This is a genomic window from Pseudomonas sp. GLN_2, assembly GCF_043106005.1.
In the GTDB taxonomy this organism is placed as follows: domain Bacteria; phylum Pseudomonadota; class Gammaproteobacteria; order Pseudomonadales; family Pseudomonadaceae; genus Aquipseudomonas; species Aquipseudomonas alloputida.
On the sequence record NZ_JBICMC010000016.1, the window covers coordinates 24,357 to 39,972 of the forward strand.

A 15,616-nucleotide genomic window follows, 5' to 3' on the forward strand; every position below is an offset into this window, starting at 1 on the left:
TGACCTTTATTATTATTGTTGCCGCGCTGTCAGCGCCTTGACGATCCCTCGATGATGCTGCGCCCCTCCCTGACGCAGCGAGCCGTTCAAAGCGGGCGGGCGGTGGCCGCGACCTCCAGCAGGCCACGCCGGCCGAGGTTGTCGATCAACGCGCGCAGGCCGAAGTCCCACTGCGGTGCCAGATCGCTGGTGGTCACGCGGTTGCACAGGGTACCCAGTTGCGGGTTGCTGATGCTCACCACGTCACCCGGTTTGTGGGTAAAGCCGTTACCCGGCTGATCGCGGTCCTGCTTGGGGGCGAACAGGGTACCGAGGAACAGCACCAGGCCGTCAGGGTACTGGTGGTTTTCGTTGAGGGTTTGCTGCACCAGGTCTTGCGGGTCACGGCTGATCTGGCGCATGGAACTGCGCCCGGCGAGGATAAAGCCGTCCTCGCCTTCCACCCGCAGGTCCACCTCGGCAGCACGCACATCGTCCAGGCCGAAGCTTTCGTCAAACAACCGCAGCAGCGGGCCCAGTGCAGTGGAGGCGTTGTTGTCCTTGGCCTTGGACAGCAGCAACGCGCTACGCCCTTCGAAGTCACGCAGGTTGACGTCGTTGCCGAGCATGGCGCCCTTGATGCTGCCATTGCTCGACACGGCCAGCACCACTTCCGGTTCTGGGTTGTTCCAGCTGGACTTGGGGTGGATGCCGATGTCGGCGCCGTGGCCAACCGCGGACAGCGGTTGGGCCTTGGTGAACACTTCGGCATCCGGGCCTATACCCACCTCCAGGTACTGCGACCACAGGCCCTGCTCTACCAGCACCTTGCGCAGCGCTTCGGCCTGAGCCGAGCCGGGCACAATCTGCGACAGGTCGGCGCCAATGCGGCTGGCCAGGGTGTCACGGATGGCGTCGGCCTTGGCCGGGTCGCCCTTGGCTTGTTCTTCTACCACACGCTCCAGCAGGCTGGTGGCGAAGGTCACACCAGCGGCCTTCACCGCTTGCAGGTCGATCGGCGCCAGCAGCCACGGCTGGTGCGGGGTGCGCCGTGTGGGATCGCTGTTGCCCAGCAATGCCGGCAGCGCAATCAAGGGTTCGGCCAGCGGCAAGGCACGCAGGTAGGCCACCGGATCGTCCACTTCCAGCAGCGCCGAGACGGTCGCCACGTGGGTGCTGATGTCGTAGACGGCGCCGGCTTTCACCAGCACCACCGCCGGCCCCTGCTCCGGCAACCAGACGCGCCCTACCCAGCTGCCGCTGTCGAAAACGCTGGCATCATGGTTCAGTGGCAGCGGTTGATTGGCGTTCGTTCGATCAGTCATCTGTGTTCCCTTGCTGTGCATCATTGGAAAAGTCCCGGCAGTTGCAACTGCCCAGCCACGCGCTCAAGGTCGGCTATCAACTGCGGCGAGAGGCTCACGCCCTGCTCCACGGCCTGGCGACGCAGGGCAAGGCCTGCTTGCCCGGGCAGGCGTACCGGGCGTTCGGGGTCGAGCGGGCGGCTTGCCAGAACCAATCCCCCCAGGAAGCTGGTTTCGTCGAGGAACGCCTCCAGGCCGCCGAACATGCGCGGGTCAATCACCAGCGCAGTGGCCGAGGCGCCCCACTGATCCGGTGCATCCTTGCGCCCATGGCCGGCCAGCCCCGAGGTGAGGGCTTCGACCAACAGCGCAAGGGCAAACCCTTTATGGCCAAAGGCCTGGCCGCCGAGCGGCAGGATGCTGCCTTGAGGGCGGGTAAAGAAATCGCCCGGGTCATCGCTGAGCTGCCCGTCATTGCTCACCAGCACCGGGTGCGGCAGACGTCGGCCGGCATCGCGGCATTGGCCAACCAGGCCGAGGGTGACGGTGGACATGCTGACGTCCAGCAGGATCGGCTCACCCTGGGTCGGGATACCGGCAGCAATCGGGTTGGGGGTGTACACCGGGTCGATGCCGCCATGAGCACAGACCAACCCCACCGACGGATCCGACGAGTAGACGATGGCCAGCAACCCTTGGTCGGTGTATGGCTTGAGGTAGGCGGCCAGGCAGCCGATATGGGCAGCGCGGCGTACTACCGCAATACCGATGCCCTGCTTGGTCGCGCCCGCGGCCGCGCAATCCAGTGCCCGGCTGACGCAATAGGGCCCCAACACGTAGTGGCCGTCGAACAGGCCGGAAACACCACTGTCGGCGACCTGCTCCAGCGCCTGCGCGCGGGCCTTGACCTGCCCGCTGAGCACGCCGTCGATGTAGCGGCTGACCAGGTTGAGGCCATGGGTACGGTGGCCGAGCAGTTCGCCTTCGAGCAGCACCCGGGTCACCACCTGGGCGACCTCCACGTCGGCTCCGGCTTTCATGAACAGTTGCTCGACAAACGTGGTAAGCGTTTGCACGTTGTACCGTGTGGTTTGAATCATTGCAGTTGCCTCGCAAATGGGACGGGAGCGGTCGATCAGGTCACGGCGCCGATCTGCCACGGGACGAACTCGTTTTGCCCGTAGCCGTGCTGTTCGCTCTTGCTGCGTTCCCCGGAGGCAATGCGCAGCATTTGCTCGAAGATGAATGCGCCGCGCTCTTCGATGCTGGTGGAGCCATCGGCGATGCCGCCGCAATTGACGTCCATGTCCTCTTGCTGGTGCTCGAACACCCGGTTGTTGGTTGCCAGCTTGATCGATGGCGCCGGGGCACAGCCGTAGGCCGAGCCGCGGCCGGTGGTGAAGGCGATCAGGTTGGCCCCGCCGGCCACCTGACCGGTGGCCGAGACCGGGTCGTAGCCGGGGGTGTCCATGAACACCAGGCCCTGGGCACGCACGGCTTGCGCGTACTGATACACATCGACCAGGTTGCTGGAACCTGCCTTGGCCACTGCGCCCAGGGATTTCTCGAGGATAGTGGTCAGCCCCCCTGCCTTGTTGCCGGCCGAGGGGTTGTTGTTCAATTCGGCGTTCATACGCTGGCAGTAGTCTTCCCACCAGCGAATGCGCGCCACCAGCTTCTCCCCCACCTCACGGCTTACCGCGCGGCGCGTGAGCAAGTGCTCGGCACCATAGATTTCCGGGGTTTCGGAGAGAATGGCGGTACCACCGGCGGCCACCAGGCGGTCAACGGCATTGCCCAGTGCCGGGTTGGCGGTGATCCCCGAATAGCCATCTGAGCCGCCGCACTGCAGGCCAACCACCAGGTGGCGGGCACTGACCGGCTGGCGCCGTACCTGATTGGCCTCGGCCAACAGCGCCTTGACCTGGGCGATACCGGCAGCGATGGTTTTCGAAGTGCCCCCGATCCCTTGGATGGTAAAGGCGCGCAGTTGCGCACTCGCCTGCAGGCCCTGGGTTTCCAGCAGGGTTTCGATCTGGTTGGTTTCGCAGCCCAGGCCGATGATCAGCACGGCAGCGAAGTTGGGGTGGACGGCGTAACCGGCCAGGGTGCGGCGCAGCAGGCCCAGGGCTTCACCGCTCGGGTCAACTGCGCAGCCGGCACCGTGGGTCAGGGCGACCACTCCGTCGACATTCGGGTAGTCGGCCAGCACCTCGGGGTGAATGTCACGGCGGAAATGGTCGGCCACGGCCCGGGCCACGGTTGCCGAACAGTTCACCGAGGTGAGAATGCCGATGTAGTTGCGGGTAGCGACACGACCATCGGCGCGCACGATGCCCTGGAACTGCGCAGCGCTGCCTGGCAGGCTGCGGGTATCGACACCAAACGCGTAGTCGCGGGCAAAATCGCCCATCTGCACGTTGTGCACGTGCACATGGTCGCCAGCGTCGATCGCCTGGGACGCAAACCCGATGATCTGCCCGTAACGGCGCAACGGCTGGCCTTGCGCCACAGGCTCGGTGGCGAGCTTGTGGCCTGAAGGGATGGGCTGGCGCACGGTAATCGCCTCGGCATCCAGGCGCACGCCTGGCAGCAGGGCCTGGCGGGCGATGACGACGTTGTCCATAGGGTTGAGGCGGATGACGGCGGGGTCACCGGATTTGGCAATCAGTTGCATGGGACCTCTCAGGGCGGAGCGGCTGACTTCTTGTTATGGCTGTCGCCACTGTAAGAAGCCTGGTGCCGCATTCCCAATGAGATGATCCGATCGAGCGATAACCTGGAGTTATCGCAAGGGTATTTGGGTACGTGATCTTCAATCGGCTAGGGGTGGAACGCAGCATCTGCCGGAGATTGCCGCCGTCGCTGCGCGCCCTCCAGCAGAATCTCGACAAACGCCCTGGCGGAGGCGCTCAGCGGTTCATCCTTGCGGGTAACCACACCATACTCCAGCGCGGCCACCTGCAAAGGGCTACGCAGCTCCTTGAACTGCCCGCTGGCCAACTGCGCGGCCACCATCGAGCGCGGCAGCATGGCAATCATCGGTGCCGATTGCAGCAACTGCAGGAACATGGGCATGGAGATGGTCTCCACGCAGTCGGCAGGCGTGGCGATTCCGGCCACTCGGAACGCCTGCTCCAGGCGGTTGCGGATCGGCGTACCCACCGGGTACAGCACCCACGGCCAATCGCCTAGCGCCTCAAGCGGCGTGTTATCGAGCTGGTTGAGCGGGTGCTCGCTGTTCACCACCAGGCTGAAGGGTTCGGGCTCCAGCGGCTGGAAGTCGAACAGCTGACCGAAGCGTTCCTCGGTGAAGCGGCCAATCATGATGTCCAGCTTGTTCTGCTCGAGCATGGTCAGCAGGTGATCGCTGGAATGCTCCACCACTTCAATCGACAGTAACGGGCTTCGCGCCTTGATGGCGGCGATGGCCTGCGGCAATACCAACGCGGTCGCGGCAAAGATACCGCCAACGCGGATGAAACCGTGCCCGCCGTTGCGCAGGCGGTTGACCTGGTCGACGAACTGTTGCGACTCGGCCAGGGCGCCCTGGGCGTACCGCACCACGTATTCACCCAGCTCGGTGGGGGGCATGCTGCGAGGCAGGCGCTCGAACAGGGCAAAGCCGAACTGCTCCTCAAGGTCACGCAGCATTTTGCTGAGCGCCGGCTGGCTGAGGTTCATGCGCGTGGCGGTGGCGTGCATGTTGCGCGTGCGCGCCAGGGTGTCGATCAACACCAGGTGCTTGTAGCGGATCCAGTTGCAAAAACTGGAATGGGTCATGTCCGGCGGCATAAACGCTGGGCCTCATGCAGGTGAAAGTTATTGTGCCCGCAGGTAGCGCAGCAAGGTATCAAGGGCAACCGAGTTGGGCCGCGAGCGCAGGGTCAGCACGCCGAGGTTGGCCATCGCCAGTGGCAACTCCACCGGCAGGATGGCGACCATGCCATAGCGGGCATAATGCTGGGCCACGTCATTGGGCACCACCGCAATCATTTCGGACGCTTCGAGCATGGCAGTGGTCGCCAGGATCGAAGCGGTTTCGACGATATCCAGCGACTGCACCATGCCACCGGCCTGCAATGCGCTTTCGACGCGACGGCGCATCGGGCTGCCAATGGGGTGCAAGATCCACGTCAAGCTCACCAGGTCGGCCAGCTGCAGCCCTGTGGCTGTCGCCAAGGAATGACCTGCGCGAGCAATTACGCGCATCTGCTCACCGCCGTCGAACAGCTCGATATTCAGTTCCTGGCTGTCGCTCTGGTCCGGCAGGCGCCCCACCACCATATCGAAATCACCGCGTAGCAAGGCCGGCAGCAAGGTGTCGCTGGTGCCCACTTCCAGCGAGATACGCACCTTGGGCTGGTCACGCTTGTAGGCCAGCACCGCCTTGGTCAGCACGCCCGGTACCGGGCCCATGACGCTGCCCACCCGTACCAGGCCCAACGCCCCGCGCGCCAATTCGGCGATTTGCGCCTGGGCATGATCGAACTCATGCAATGCGTTTTGCGCATAGCGAATCATCACCTCGCCATACAGCGTCGCTTGCATCCCCCGGGGCAGGCGCTCGAACAAACGTACCCCCAGGCGCTCCTCAAGCTGCTGTAGCAACAGGCTGGCGGCCGGTTGCGTGGTGTGCATCGCGGCGGCGGCGCGGCGCAGGTTGCCGAATTCGCCCAGGGCATTGAGCAACGTGATCTGACGGCTGGAAATCTTCAAGGCACCGAGGCTGGCAGGCGCCTGGGCCTTGTCAGGTGGCAAGCGAGACATATCGAATCCGGTATCACTGATTAAGATTTGGCGATTATGCCTGTATCGCTCGACAACCTACAGTCAGCTCTCCCTGTGCCTGAACAGAACAAGAGTCGACCATGAGCATACGCATTACCCACCTGAGCGTTCGCGATATCCGTTTCCCCACTTCGCTGTCGCTGGATGGCTCCGACGCCATGAACAGTGCCCCCGACTATTCGGCGGCCTACGTGGTGCTGCACACCGACGCTGCAGCCCTCGAAGGCCACGGCCTGACCTTCACCATTGGCCGTGGCAACGAGATATGCGCGGCAGCGGTGCAGTCGCTGGCCCCCTTGATCGTCGGCCTTACGCTCGAAGAAATCAGCGCCGACATGGGCGCTTTCTGGCATCGCTTTACCGTCAGCGACAGCCAGTTGCGCTGGCTGGGCCCGGAAAAGGGCGTGATCCACCTGGCCACCGCCGCCATCATCAACGCGGTGTGGGACCTGTGGGCCAAGCACGAGCGCAAGCCCGTGTGGAAACTGCTGGCCGACATGACGCCAGAGCAGCTGGTGCGCTGCCTGGACTTCAGCTACGTCACCGACGTGCTCACCCCCGAAGAGGCCATCGCCCTGCTGCGCCGCCAGGCGCCGGGCAAAGCCCAGCGCGAGGCACACATGCTGCGTGAAGGCTACCCCGGGTACACCACTGCCCCGGGCTGGCTGGGCTACAGCGAAGAGAAAATGCGCAAACTGGCCCGCGAGGCCGTGGCAGACGGCTGGACCCACATCAAACAGAAGATCGGGGCCGACCTGGAAGAAGACATCCGCCGCGCCAGCATCCTGCGCGACGAAATAGGCTGGGAACGCATCCTGATGATGGATGCCAACCAAGTGTGGGGCGTCGAAGAGTCGGTGGCCAACATGCGCCGCCTGGCCGCCTTCGAACCGCTTTGGATCGAAGAACCGACCAGCCCCGATGACATTCTCGGCCACGCCACCATTCGCCAGCGCATTGCGCCAATCGGTGTCGCCACCGGTGAGCACTGCCACAACCGGGTGATGTTCAAGCAGATGTTCCAGGCCGGCGCACTGGACTTCTGCCAGCTGGACGCAGCCCGCCTGGGCGGCCTTAACGAGGTCCTGATCGTGCTGCTGATGGCCGCCAAGTACGACGTGCCGGTCTGCCCGCACGGCGGTGGCGTCGGGCTGTGCGAGTATGTGCAGAACATCGCGCTTTTCGACTACATCGCGGTGTCTGCCTCGCTGCACAACCGGGTGCTGGAGTACGTCGACCACCTGCACGAGCACTTCATCGACCCGGTGGTGATCCATCGCGGGCGCTACATGCCGCCACAACGCCCTGGCTACAGCATCGAGATGCACGCTGAGACCCTGGAACGTTATCAGTACCCCAACGGCGCAGTGTGGCTCGACATCAACCGTTCCTGACCCACAGACCTGAGTGTGCCGCTGCTGCGTGGCACACCACCAGCACTTTTCACGGGGAAAAAAACAATGACAACCCTCACCCGCGCAGCGGCTTGCGCCCCTGCCACCACCCATGAGCAGCGCTTGAACGGCCTGCTGCTACGCAAATTGATGCCACTGCTCATCGTCGTCTACGTGATGAGCTTTCTTGACCGCACCAACATCGCCCTGGCGAAAGCCAGCATGGGCATCGACCTGGGCCTTTCGGCAGCCGCCTATGGCCTGGGCGCGGGCTTGTTCTTCCTCACCTATGCCTTGGCCGAAGTGCCCAGCAACCTGATCATGCACCGGGTGGGCGCGCGCTTCTGGATCACCCGTATCATGATTACCTGGGGTGTGCTCTCGGCAGGCATGGCCTTCGTTCAGGGTGAAACCTCGTTCTACATCATGCGCCTGCTGCTGGGGGTCGCCGAAGCTGGCCTGTTCCCCGGGGTAATGCTGTACCTGACCTACTGGTTCGACCGCGAACAACGCGCCCGTGCCACGGGGTACTTCCTGCTGGGTGTGTGCCTGGCCAACATCCTTAGCGGCCCGCTGGGCGGTGCCCTGCTGGAGCTGGACGGTGTACTGGGCTGGCATGGCTGGCAATGGCTGTTCGTGCTCGAAGGCCTGCCTGCCGTAGCCCTGGCCTATGTGGTGTGGAAGAAGCTGCCGGACGGTCCAGCCTCGGCACCTTGGCTGACGGCTGCCGACGCCCAGGACATCGAGCGCCGCCTGGCCGCAGAGCAGGCGGCCGCACCGCAGCAGAGCAAGCTGGGGCAGATGTTCCGCGACCGGCAGATCTGGCTGGCGATCGTGGTCTACTTCGTGCACCAGATCACCATCTACACGGTGATTTTCTTCCTGCCGGGCATTATCGGCACCTACGCTGCGCTTTCGCCCTTCCAGGTCGGCCTGTTGACAGCGGTGCCGTGGATTGCAGCAGCCATGGGTGCAGCGACCTTCCCACGCCTGGCCACCTCGCCGCGCCGCTGCCGCACCCTGCTGTTCTTTGGCCTGCTGACCATGGCGGCCGGATTGCTGCTGGCATCGCTGGCCAACTCGTTCATCGGCCTGATCGGGTTTTCCCTGACCGCGCTGATGCTGTTCGTGGTGCAGTCGATCATCTTCGTCTTCCCCTCCAGCCGACTGAGCGGCAGCGCGTTGGCGGCGGGCCTGGCCTTCGTCACCACTTGCGGTCTGTTTGGCGGCTTCGTCGGGCCGTCGGTGATGGGCCTGATCGAGCAGACCACCGGCAGCACCCGCAACGGGTTGTGGATCATTGCAGCGTTGCTGGTATGTGCGGCGCTGGTCAGTACCCGTTTGCGTCAAGGGCAAGAGCAACCCTGAGGCGTACTCAATTTACGCCCCCTGCAGGTGGCTTTTGTGCTGCGAGTGAGCCTTGAGATCTTCAGGCCGTCATTTCACTTGTCGGTCCTCTCGCAGCACTTGGCGGCGCCTGCAAGCGTCTTGATTTCAACTTGAGAAGCGGGTGTTTCGCCCGCAGCGCACCTCAAGCGCCTGCGCCAGTCGCCTTACCGCCAGTTGCAGTTCATCCGGGCGCCCCCCCAGCCAGATCAGCGCAAGGTGTTGAGGGTAATGCCCCGGCAGGCCGAACTGCTCGCCCGGTAGTGCGTGCAATGCAGAGCCTGCCAACGCTGCGGCAATACCGTCCCACGCCAGCGGCTGGCAAAAGCTCACCCACAGCATTTGCCCACCTTGCGGCATGTCGAAGACCACCCGTTGACCGAATTGCAACTGCAGTACATGCGCCAGGTATTGCGTACGCCTTTGCAAGTCTGTGCGTTGCTGTACCAGCTGCGTTTCGATTTCCCCCTTGCCGAGCATGTGAGCAAGCGCCTGCAAACGTAGCGGCGCAAGCCGAAACGCCCGTTCAGCGAATGCCTTGGCCAACACGGTGTCACGGCTCAGTAAATAGGCATACGGCGCCTCTGCCCCCACTGCGGCCTCGAACGTGCCCATCACCAGAAGCCAGCGCGGGTCGATCCAGTCACGCAGGCGTGTGCTCGGCGGCCCGTCGTAACAGAGCTCGCTGTCCAGGTCGTTTTCCAGCAGCCATACAGGGTGCTGGCCAAGCAAAAGACCAAGCTGCTGCTGGTAATACGGTGAAACCAGCCGACCTTGTGGCATGCCCAGGCAAGACGGCATGACCAGCAGGCTTACCGGCTCGCTACCCAGCAGCTTGGCCAACGCGTGCAGCTCGGGGTTGCCACGGGCATCCAGTGGTGTTTCCAGCACGCGCATGCCGGCACGCGCCAGGGCGCGCAACACTTGCCAGCAACAAGGCGAATGCACCAATGCGGTACCACCTTGCAGGGCCAGCGCCGCAAGCAGCGTCTCCAGCACCGCCAGCACATCGGGCGCTAGCTGGACATCATCGGCATGCCAGTACTGGTTGGAGCAGCGGGTGTATCGCTCAGCCACAGCATTGCGCAAACGGGCGCTACCCAGCGCTTCCCAGGACGCAACGCTGCGATCACGCTGACGGGCCAAACGCCGTTCGTGACCAAGCAGCATGCGCTCCAACAGTGGCTGCGTCGGCAAGGGAGGCTGCCGGGCCACGGCCACGGCCTGATCTTTGCCACCGCTCTGTACGTAATAGCCCGACCTCGGCAGGCAGTGTACACGGCCCTCCTCTTCCAGCAGGCTGTAGGCACTTTGTACCGTGGCCAACGACACCCGCAGCCGCCGGGACAGCTCACGCAATGATGGCAACCGGCATGTGCCAACGCCTGCAGCTTGTTCGATCAACGCTTCCAGGTAGCGATACACCTTGCGATACGCGAACTCGCCTGGGGCCGCTCGCCCCATCAAGGCAGCCCCGCAACACCACGCCGCCGCCCCAACGCCAGCTGCGGCAGCAGCCTCAGGTGTACATCGCGGCGGGCCAGGTTGTTAAGCAGGCGCCATCCCGCCAGCGGCAACTGCCCATCATAAATTTGCCGCAGTTGCCCCAACGGCAAGCCACTGGTATTCACCAGCCAGGCTTTGACTGCATCGGGGCAGGGTTTGCCTTGCAAGGCCCTGTGCAGGTACGGCAACGCCACCACCATGTCGGCGTGCCGACACTGCAAGAACCGCTCGAGGTTCTTCCCCTGCCTGGCAAACGGGCTGAACAGCAGGCACACCAGTTGGGCCTGATTGATGCCGTAGGCTTTGCCCAATAGCAACGGCGCGGCGTCACGCTGCTTGCTGCCCCCCGCCTGCCCTGTCAGCCTCAGCGCTGGGCGCCCGGCCAGCGGCTCCAGACTGCGGGCGCGCAGTTCATGCAGTTGGGCCGTGGCTAACGAGTCAACGAATTCGGACAGCGGCAAAGCATCCGCAGCCGTCTCGAAGTGACAACCCAGCATCGCGTCAAGCTGCTGCTCTTCAAGCAAGTGCGGCAACAGGTCATCAATAGCAATCAGCCGCACCGGCGCGCGCTCCGGTACGGCGCCTGGAACCGGCTCGTGCTGACCACCCGGTGCGCCCCCAACAGCACCGTGCAATCGGCTCAGCCCTTGGGCCAGCGCCGCCAGGCACTGGTGCACTGCATGCGAGCCACGCACGCCGGCCAGGCGCAGGCTACGCCGGGCCCACGCCAGGTATCGGCGCCGCTGCAGCCCGGGCATGGCGGTGACCAACGCATCGGGAGGCACCGCTGCCTGCAGCGCCTGACCCACGGCCCCGGCCAGCTCCAGGTGCAGGCGGCAGCCCAGCAGGGCTTCAGGCCTGGCATCGATCATGTGGCCGAACATCAACATCGCGTCCCTCGCCAGCAGCCAGCGCTCAGGCATTACCGAGAGCCGACGACTGAACGGCACCACTGCGCGCCCCTCGATCATCTGCAATTGCACCCGCGGGTCATCCTGCATGAACAACGCGCTAAAACTGCGCTCGTGAGCTTCCAGCGTGGCGCTATCGGCAACCGGCAGGCTGACCACCAATACCCGCAGCTGGAAGGTTACCGGCGAACGCAGGGCAATGCTCAGTTGCGCGGCACGCAACATGGCTAGCAGCCGGCTGCTATGGCGGTCGCTCCCTTGCAATACCTGCAAGCTGAAAGTACCGATGTACTCCGGCCCGCCTGCAGCGACCAACAGGCGTTGTATCAGCAACTGCAAGGAAGCGCGCTGGGCCTGGGACATGTGGTTCAACAAGCGCTCGAGTACTTGCTGGTAGATATAATGCATCGCCTGGTCGTGAATAGCAGTCACGCAATCACCTCATCAACTTCATGCAGCCAGCGCATGCGGTACCCAACATTTGAACGTGAACATGCGCCGAACTTACCTAGAAGAAATTTCTTACAACAAAATGAAAGTAATGACGTAACCCTTCACTGTCGCCAAGCCATCGAGAAGAAACCACCCCTGCGATGGCCTGTCGCTGTCACATGCTGCTCTATATCAGGCATAGCCATGCTCATCCCACGTTCCTTGCACAAACTATCATTGGGCCATTATCGAGAGGGAGGCAGCATGAATTGAAGATACAGTTCAGGGTAAAAAAACCATTCAGCATCCGTGTCAGTTCACAGTGACTCGCAAGGCAAAAGCGTTCAAGACTGATTATTTGGCGGGATATTTCTGACAGCCCGAAAGCTACAGACTTATATGTAGTCCATATCTGGGTTTATTGTAGGAACAGTCCTACTTTAAGTGTTGAAACACTTTACCCCGCGCATAAAAAACCCGGGACATTGCCCGGGTTTTCTGCTTGCGTCATCCACCGTCAGTGTTGCGCCATGTCCAGCACGACGCGCCCGCCGCACGGGCATTGGTCCATGTAGCGATGCGCCTCGACCACCTGCTCGAACGGGTACACCTTGATGATCTGCGGAGTCAGCAGCTGATCGGCGGTGAACTGGTTGATATCGCGCAAGGCACGCTGCAGTGCCACCTGGTCCTGGCTGATGCCAAGCTCTGGCTTGCCGGTGAAATTACCGATGCAGTGCACATAGAACTGAATGTTCTTCTGGAATGCCGCGCAGGCCGGGAACGGCGTCTGGTTGCCGCCTTGCAGACCGTACAGCACCAGGCTGCCACGCGGCGCCAGCACATCACCCAACAGCGACATCTGCGGGCCGCCCATGCCGTCGAGCACCATGTCCACACCACGGCCATCGGTGTACTTGCCAATCTGCAGCAGCAGGTCTTGCTCTTCGGTGACGATCACTTTGTCTGCGCCCAAGCCCAGCAGGTAGTCACGCTGCGCCGCGTCCTTGGTGGCGGCGAACACTTTCAGCCCCAGGGCCCTGCCCAGCTGCACGAAGGCAGGCCCGGCGCAATGGCTGGCATCGGTGACCAGTGCTGTCTGCCCGGCCTTGGCCCGTGCCAGGTCGACGTAGGCGAAATAGGCGATCAGCAGCGGGGTGTAGTGCACGCTGGCCTCGATCGGGGTGAGCACATTCGGGTAGCGCGTGATGGCTGTACGGGGCAGTACGATGACATCGCCGTACACCGGGTGGTCGTTGGCACTGGTGGCCGGGAAGCTGGCGACCCGATCACCGACGGCAATGTCATCGACCCCTTCCCCGACCGCAGTCACCACCCCGGCCATTTCGTGACCGATCCCCGCTGGCAGACGCGCCTGGGACGGTGCCAGATTCTGGCGCCAAAGCACGTCATACCAGCTGACGCCAACCGCTTCGACGCGGATCTGCACCTCGTCGGCAGCGGGTGACGGTTCGGCCTGCTCTTCGCAACGGAGCACGTCGGCAGCACCGAACTTGTGGAAACGGATCATGCGGGACATCGCATACCTCGCCTTTGTGAACCTCTAATTACCACTGACTCTATCCGGGCTTTGCCCGTTAGACCATCAGTGGGCATTAATAGTCGACATGCTTGTCATCGATTGGGCACCTGACTTTCCCTGCGATTGGTCCCCCTAAACCCGTGCAGGGTAACAGCCTTTGGCCTTAAGATTCACCTCTGCCCCACATTAGGCGAAGCGCACCGATGAATCGAAACGACCTGCGTCGTGTAGACCTCAACCTGCTGATCGTGTTCGAAACGCTGATGCACGAGCGCAGCGTGACCCGTGCCGCAGAAAAACTGTTTCTCGGCCAACCGGCCATCAGCGCGGCGCTGTCGCGCCTGCGCAACCTGTTCGATGACCCGTTGTTCGTGCGCACAGGGCGCAGCATGGAGCCGTCGGCACGGGCCCACGAGATCTTCGCCCTGCTGTCACCGGCACTGGATTCGATTTCCACGGCAGTCAGCCGCGCCGCCGAATTCGACCCGGCCACCAGCAATGCGGTGTTCCGCATCGGCCTGTCGGACGACGCCGAGTTCGCCTTGCTGCCGCAACTGCTCAAGCGCATTCGCGCCGAGGCGCCCGGTATCGTGCTGGTGGTGCGACGGGTCAACTACTTGCTGATGCCAACCCTGCTGGCCTCGGGCGAGATTTCGGTGGGGGTCAGCTACACCAGCGAACTGCCGGCCAACGCCAAGCGCAAGGTGTTGCGCCGCAGCATGCCGAAACTGCTGCGCGCCGACAGCGTACCCGGCAGCATCACCCTGGATGACTTCTGCGCCCGGCCCCATGCGCTGGTGTCGTTTGCCGGGGACTTGTCCGGGTTCATCGACGAAGCCCTGGAAGAAATCGGCCGCAAGCGCCACGTGGTGCTGGCGGTACCGCAGTTCAACGGGCTGGGGAGCTTGCTGGCAGGCACCGATATCGTGGCGACGGTACCGGACTACACGGCGGATGCACTGACGGCCGCCGGCGGCTTGCGGGCCGAGGATCTGCCGATACCCGTGCGCAGTTTCGAACTGCACATGGCCTGGCGTGGGGCACAGGACAATGACCCGGCGGAGCGGTGGCTGCGGTCGCGGATACAGATGTTCTTTGGGGATCCCGATAGCTTGTGACAGGCTTCCACTGAGATCCAGAAAACCGACCTTGCCAGTTAAAGACTGTTACCTATGTGCGTGAACTGATTTGTAACCTATGTGGGTGAGTCATACCACCGGCCGATTTGGGGGAGTTTTTGCTGCGCCTGGATGAACTTAGCCCGAGCAGTATAAGCATCGCGATGCGCCTGCTGGTGATGCTGCCGGTTCGCCCTGGAGAGTTAGTGAAAATGCGCTGCCACTGGCGGTGGATGCAGTGGCGCCGCGGTCGAGGCGTCCTAGCCGGGCACGGCGGCTAATACCGTGCGCAGCTACCAGAGCGCCCTCGCCTATTGGTCGGCCTGGCTTCAACTGCGCTATCACCGGGCGCTCGGCGACGGTCCCTACCGACCGAGGTCGCAATGCAGTTCATCGTCGCTCACTTGGCCCACAAAGCCGGTAGGTAAAAAGCACGAGCCTCGCCACCCACTGACATCGCGCGCGTCGGCTGTGCTGTGGCAAACTGCCGCTTCTATTGGTTGACCGATGAAACCGCCCCCCTATGCCTGAAGTACACCCCCGCACTGCTCCCAACGCCAAGGCCAAGGCCAATGAAAGCGAATCCGAACCGCTTGCCCGTCGTGGGCGCCCGGTTGGCGATCGCGACGCCAAAAGGTCCGAGTTGCTGGCGGCGGCGATCGCGGTGATCGCGCAAGAAGGCTATGCCGGTGCCACCATGCGCAAGGTGGCGCAGCACGCCGGGTGCACCACAGGCGCGGTGACCTACTACTTCGCCAACAAGGAAGAAATGGTCAGTGCCGTTGCGCAGACCCTGTTCGACAAGGTCGACGCACTGCTGGACATCGACCTCGATCAGGTCGACATCAAGTCGCTCATTGAGCAGTGGCACCAATGGATCAGCCTTGACGAGCCAGGCAACTGGCTTGCATGGCTGCAACTGCTCACCCATGCCCGGCACCAGCCCGCGTTCGCCAGTGTCATCAAGCAGCGCTATACCAACTTCCGCGAGGTGGCCACTTCGGTGCTGGAGGCCGGCCAGCGCCAGGGCCAGATCCGTGAAGATGTGCCGGCCGATGTGTTGGCCGATCACATTGCCGCGTTCAGTGATGGCTGGCTCATGATGCTGCCTTTCGAGTCCGAACCCGTTAGCGCAGAGCGCGGGAAAGCCTTGATTGACGCCTTCATTGTCATGATTTCTCCACCCAAAACCGCCAAGTCCTAAGTCGCCTCCCGGTAGACCCGGCGCCTTCCCTGGAAGGCGTCACCCCCA

General features: G+C 63.2%; 12 protein-coding genes and 2 pseudogenes. 6 read left to right on the top strand and 8 right to left on the bottom strand.

What is annotated here, in order from left to right; genetic code table 11:
- Window positions 1–86 precede the first annotated feature (86 nt).
- The 5 genes from ACF8Q6_RS04140 to ACF8Q6_RS04160 form a co-directional block, all read right to left on the bottom strand.
- Complete coding sequence (locus ACF8Q6_RS04140) at window positions 87–1,304, bottom strand: fumarylacetoacetate hydrolase family protein (protein WP_060538482.1); 1,218 nt, start codon at window positions 1,302–1,304, stop codon at window positions 87–89.
- A 20-nt stretch (window positions 1,305–1,324) separates the two neighbouring features.
- A complete protein-coding gene (locus ACF8Q6_RS04145; RefSeq protein ID WP_392490450.1) occupies window positions 1,325–2,383 on the bottom strand; it encodes an Ldh family oxidoreductase in 1,059 nt (352 codons plus the stop codon).
- A gap of 35 nt (window positions 2,384–2,418) precedes the next feature.
- Complete coding sequence (locus ACF8Q6_RS04150) at window positions 2,419–3,960, bottom strand: UxaA family hydrolase (RefSeq protein ID WP_392490451.1); 1,542 nt, start codon at window positions 3,958–3,960, stop codon at window positions 2,419–2,421.
- A gap of 146 nt (window positions 3,961–4,106) precedes the next feature.
- Window positions 4,107–5,078 carry a LysR family transcriptional regulator gene (locus ACF8Q6_RS04155; RefSeq protein ID WP_392490452.1) on the bottom strand — a complete coding sequence of 324 codons (972 nt, stop codon included), beginning with the start codon at window positions 5,076–5,078 and terminating at the stop codon, window positions 4,107–4,109.
- Between the two features lie 27 nt (window positions 5,079–5,105).
- The gene (locus tag ACF8Q6_RS04160) at window positions 5,106–6,053 is read right to left on the bottom strand and encodes a LysR family transcriptional regulator (protein ID WP_014756400.1); all 948 of its coding nucleotides are present in this window, start codon (window positions 6,051–6,053) and stop codon (window positions 5,106–5,108) included.
- Between the two features lie 101 nt (window positions 6,054–6,154).
- Here ACF8Q6_RS04160 and ACF8Q6_RS04165 point away from each other — a divergent pair, with 101 nt between their 5' ends.
- Both ACF8Q6_RS04165 and ACF8Q6_RS04170 read left to right on the top strand, forming a co-directional pair.
- Complete coding sequence (locus ACF8Q6_RS04165; RefSeq protein WP_392490453.1) at window positions 6,155–7,468, top strand: L-fuconate dehydratase; 1,314 nt, start codon at window positions 6,155–6,157, stop codon at window positions 7,466–7,468.
- Between the two features lie 66 nt (window positions 7,469–7,534).
- On the top strand, window positions 7,535–8,836 hold the full coding sequence (locus tag ACF8Q6_RS04170; protein WP_392490454.1) for an MFS transporter: 1,302 nt from the start codon (window positions 7,535–7,537) through the stop codon (window positions 8,834–8,836).
- 126 nt (window positions 8,837–8,962) lie between these two features.
- Here the strand turns inward: ACF8Q6_RS04170 and ACF8Q6_RS04175 are convergent, their stop codons facing one another.
- The 3 genes from ACF8Q6_RS04175 to ACF8Q6_RS04185 all read right to left on the bottom strand — a co-directional run bounded on the left by ACF8Q6_RS04175 (window position 8,963) and on the right by ACF8Q6_RS04185 (window position 13,243).
- On the bottom strand, window positions 8,963–10,318 hold the full coding sequence (locus ACF8Q6_RS04175) for a GntR family transcriptional regulator (RefSeq protein WP_392490455.1): 1,356 nt from the start codon (window positions 10,316–10,318) through the stop codon (window positions 8,963–8,965).
- Window positions 10,318–11,703: a hypothetical protein gene (locus tag ACF8Q6_RS04180; RefSeq protein ID WP_392490456.1), complete on the bottom strand. Its 1,386-nt coding sequence runs from the start codon at window positions 11,701–11,703 to the stop codon at window positions 10,318–10,320. Before ACF8Q6_RS04180 ends, ACF8Q6_RS04175 begins: the two co-directional genes overlap by 1 nt.
- 517 nt (window positions 11,704–12,220) lie before the next feature.
- The gene (locus ACF8Q6_RS04185; protein WP_003253945.1) at window positions 12,221–13,243 is read right to left on the bottom strand and encodes a zinc-dependent alcohol dehydrogenase family protein; all 1,023 of its coding nucleotides are present in this window, start codon (window positions 13,241–13,243) and stop codon (window positions 12,221–12,223) included.
- Window positions 13,244–13,449: 206 nt separating this feature from the next.
- Here ACF8Q6_RS04185 and ACF8Q6_RS04190 point away from each other — a divergent pair, with 206 nt between their 5' ends.
- From ACF8Q6_RS04190 to ACF8Q6_RS04205, 4 genes and pseudogenes are all read left to right on the top strand, one after another.
- Window positions 13,450–14,364, top strand: a complete 915-nt coding sequence (locus tag ACF8Q6_RS04190; RefSeq protein ID WP_003253946.1) for a LysR family transcriptional regulator — start codon at window positions 13,450–13,452, stop codon at window positions 14,362–14,364.
- A gap of 98 nt (window positions 14,365–14,462) precedes the next feature.
- Window positions 14,463–14,582 (top strand): annotated as a pseudogene (locus tag ACF8Q6_RS04195) (integrase); the annotation flags it as partial.
- Window positions 14,583–14,631: 49 nt separating this feature from the next.
- Window positions 14,632–14,774: pseudogene (locus tag ACF8Q6_RS04200) on the top strand (integrase); the annotation flags it as partial.
- A gap of 113 nt (window positions 14,775–14,887) precedes the next feature.
- Window positions 14,888–15,568 (top strand): TetR/AcrR family transcriptional regulator, encoded by a 681-nt coding sequence (locus tag ACF8Q6_RS04205; protein ID WP_010953733.1) that lies wholly within the window; start codon window positions 14,888–14,890, stop codon window positions 15,566–15,568.
- The last annotated feature ends 48 nt before the right edge of the window (window positions 15,569–15,616 follow it).

Bases quoted from the DNA above. Each gene is read 5' to 3' on its own strand.
- ACF8Q6_RS04190 (WP_003253946.1), top strand. From the start codon at position 13,450: ATGAATCGAAACGACCTGCGTCGTGTAGACCTCAACCTGCTGATCGTG.
- ACF8Q6_RS04140 (WP_060538482.1), bottom strand. From the start codon at position 1,304: ATGACTGATCGAACGAACGCCAATCAACCGCTGCCACTGAACCATGAT.
- ACF8Q6_RS04205 (WP_010953733.1), top strand. From the start codon at position 14,888: ATGCCTGAAGTACACCCCCGCACTGCTCCCAACGCCAAGGCCAAGGCC.
- ACF8Q6_RS04150 (WP_392490451.1), bottom strand. From the start codon at position 3,960: ATGCAACTGATTGCCAAATCCGGTGACCCCGCCGTCATCCGCCTCAAC.
- ACF8Q6_RS04175 (WP_392490455.1), bottom strand. From the start codon at position 10,318: ATGGGGCGAGCGGCCCCAGGCGAGTTCGCGTATCGCAAGGTGTATCGC.
- ACF8Q6_RS04155 (WP_392490452.1), bottom strand. From the start codon at position 5,078: ATGCCGCCGGACATGACCCATTCCAGTTTTTGCAACTGGATCCGCTAC.
- ACF8Q6_RS04165 (WP_392490453.1), top strand. From the start codon at position 6,155: ATGAGCATACGCATTACCCACCTGAGCGTTCGCGATATCCGTTTCCCC.
- ACF8Q6_RS04145 (WP_392490450.1), bottom strand. From the start codon at position 2,383: ATGATTCAAACCACACGGTACAACGTGCAAACGCTTACCACGTTTGTC.
- ACF8Q6_RS04160 (WP_014756400.1), bottom strand. From the start codon at position 6,053: ATGTCTCGCTTGCCACCTGACAAGGCCCAGGCGCCTGCCAGCCTCGGT.
- ACF8Q6_RS04170 (WP_392490454.1), top strand. From the start codon at position 7,535: ATGACAACCCTCACCCGCGCAGCGGCTTGCGCCCCTGCCACCACCCAT.
- ACF8Q6_RS04185 (WP_003253945.1), bottom strand. From the start codon at position 13,243: ATGTCCCGCATGATCCGTTTCCACAAGTTCGGTGCTGCCGACGTGCTC.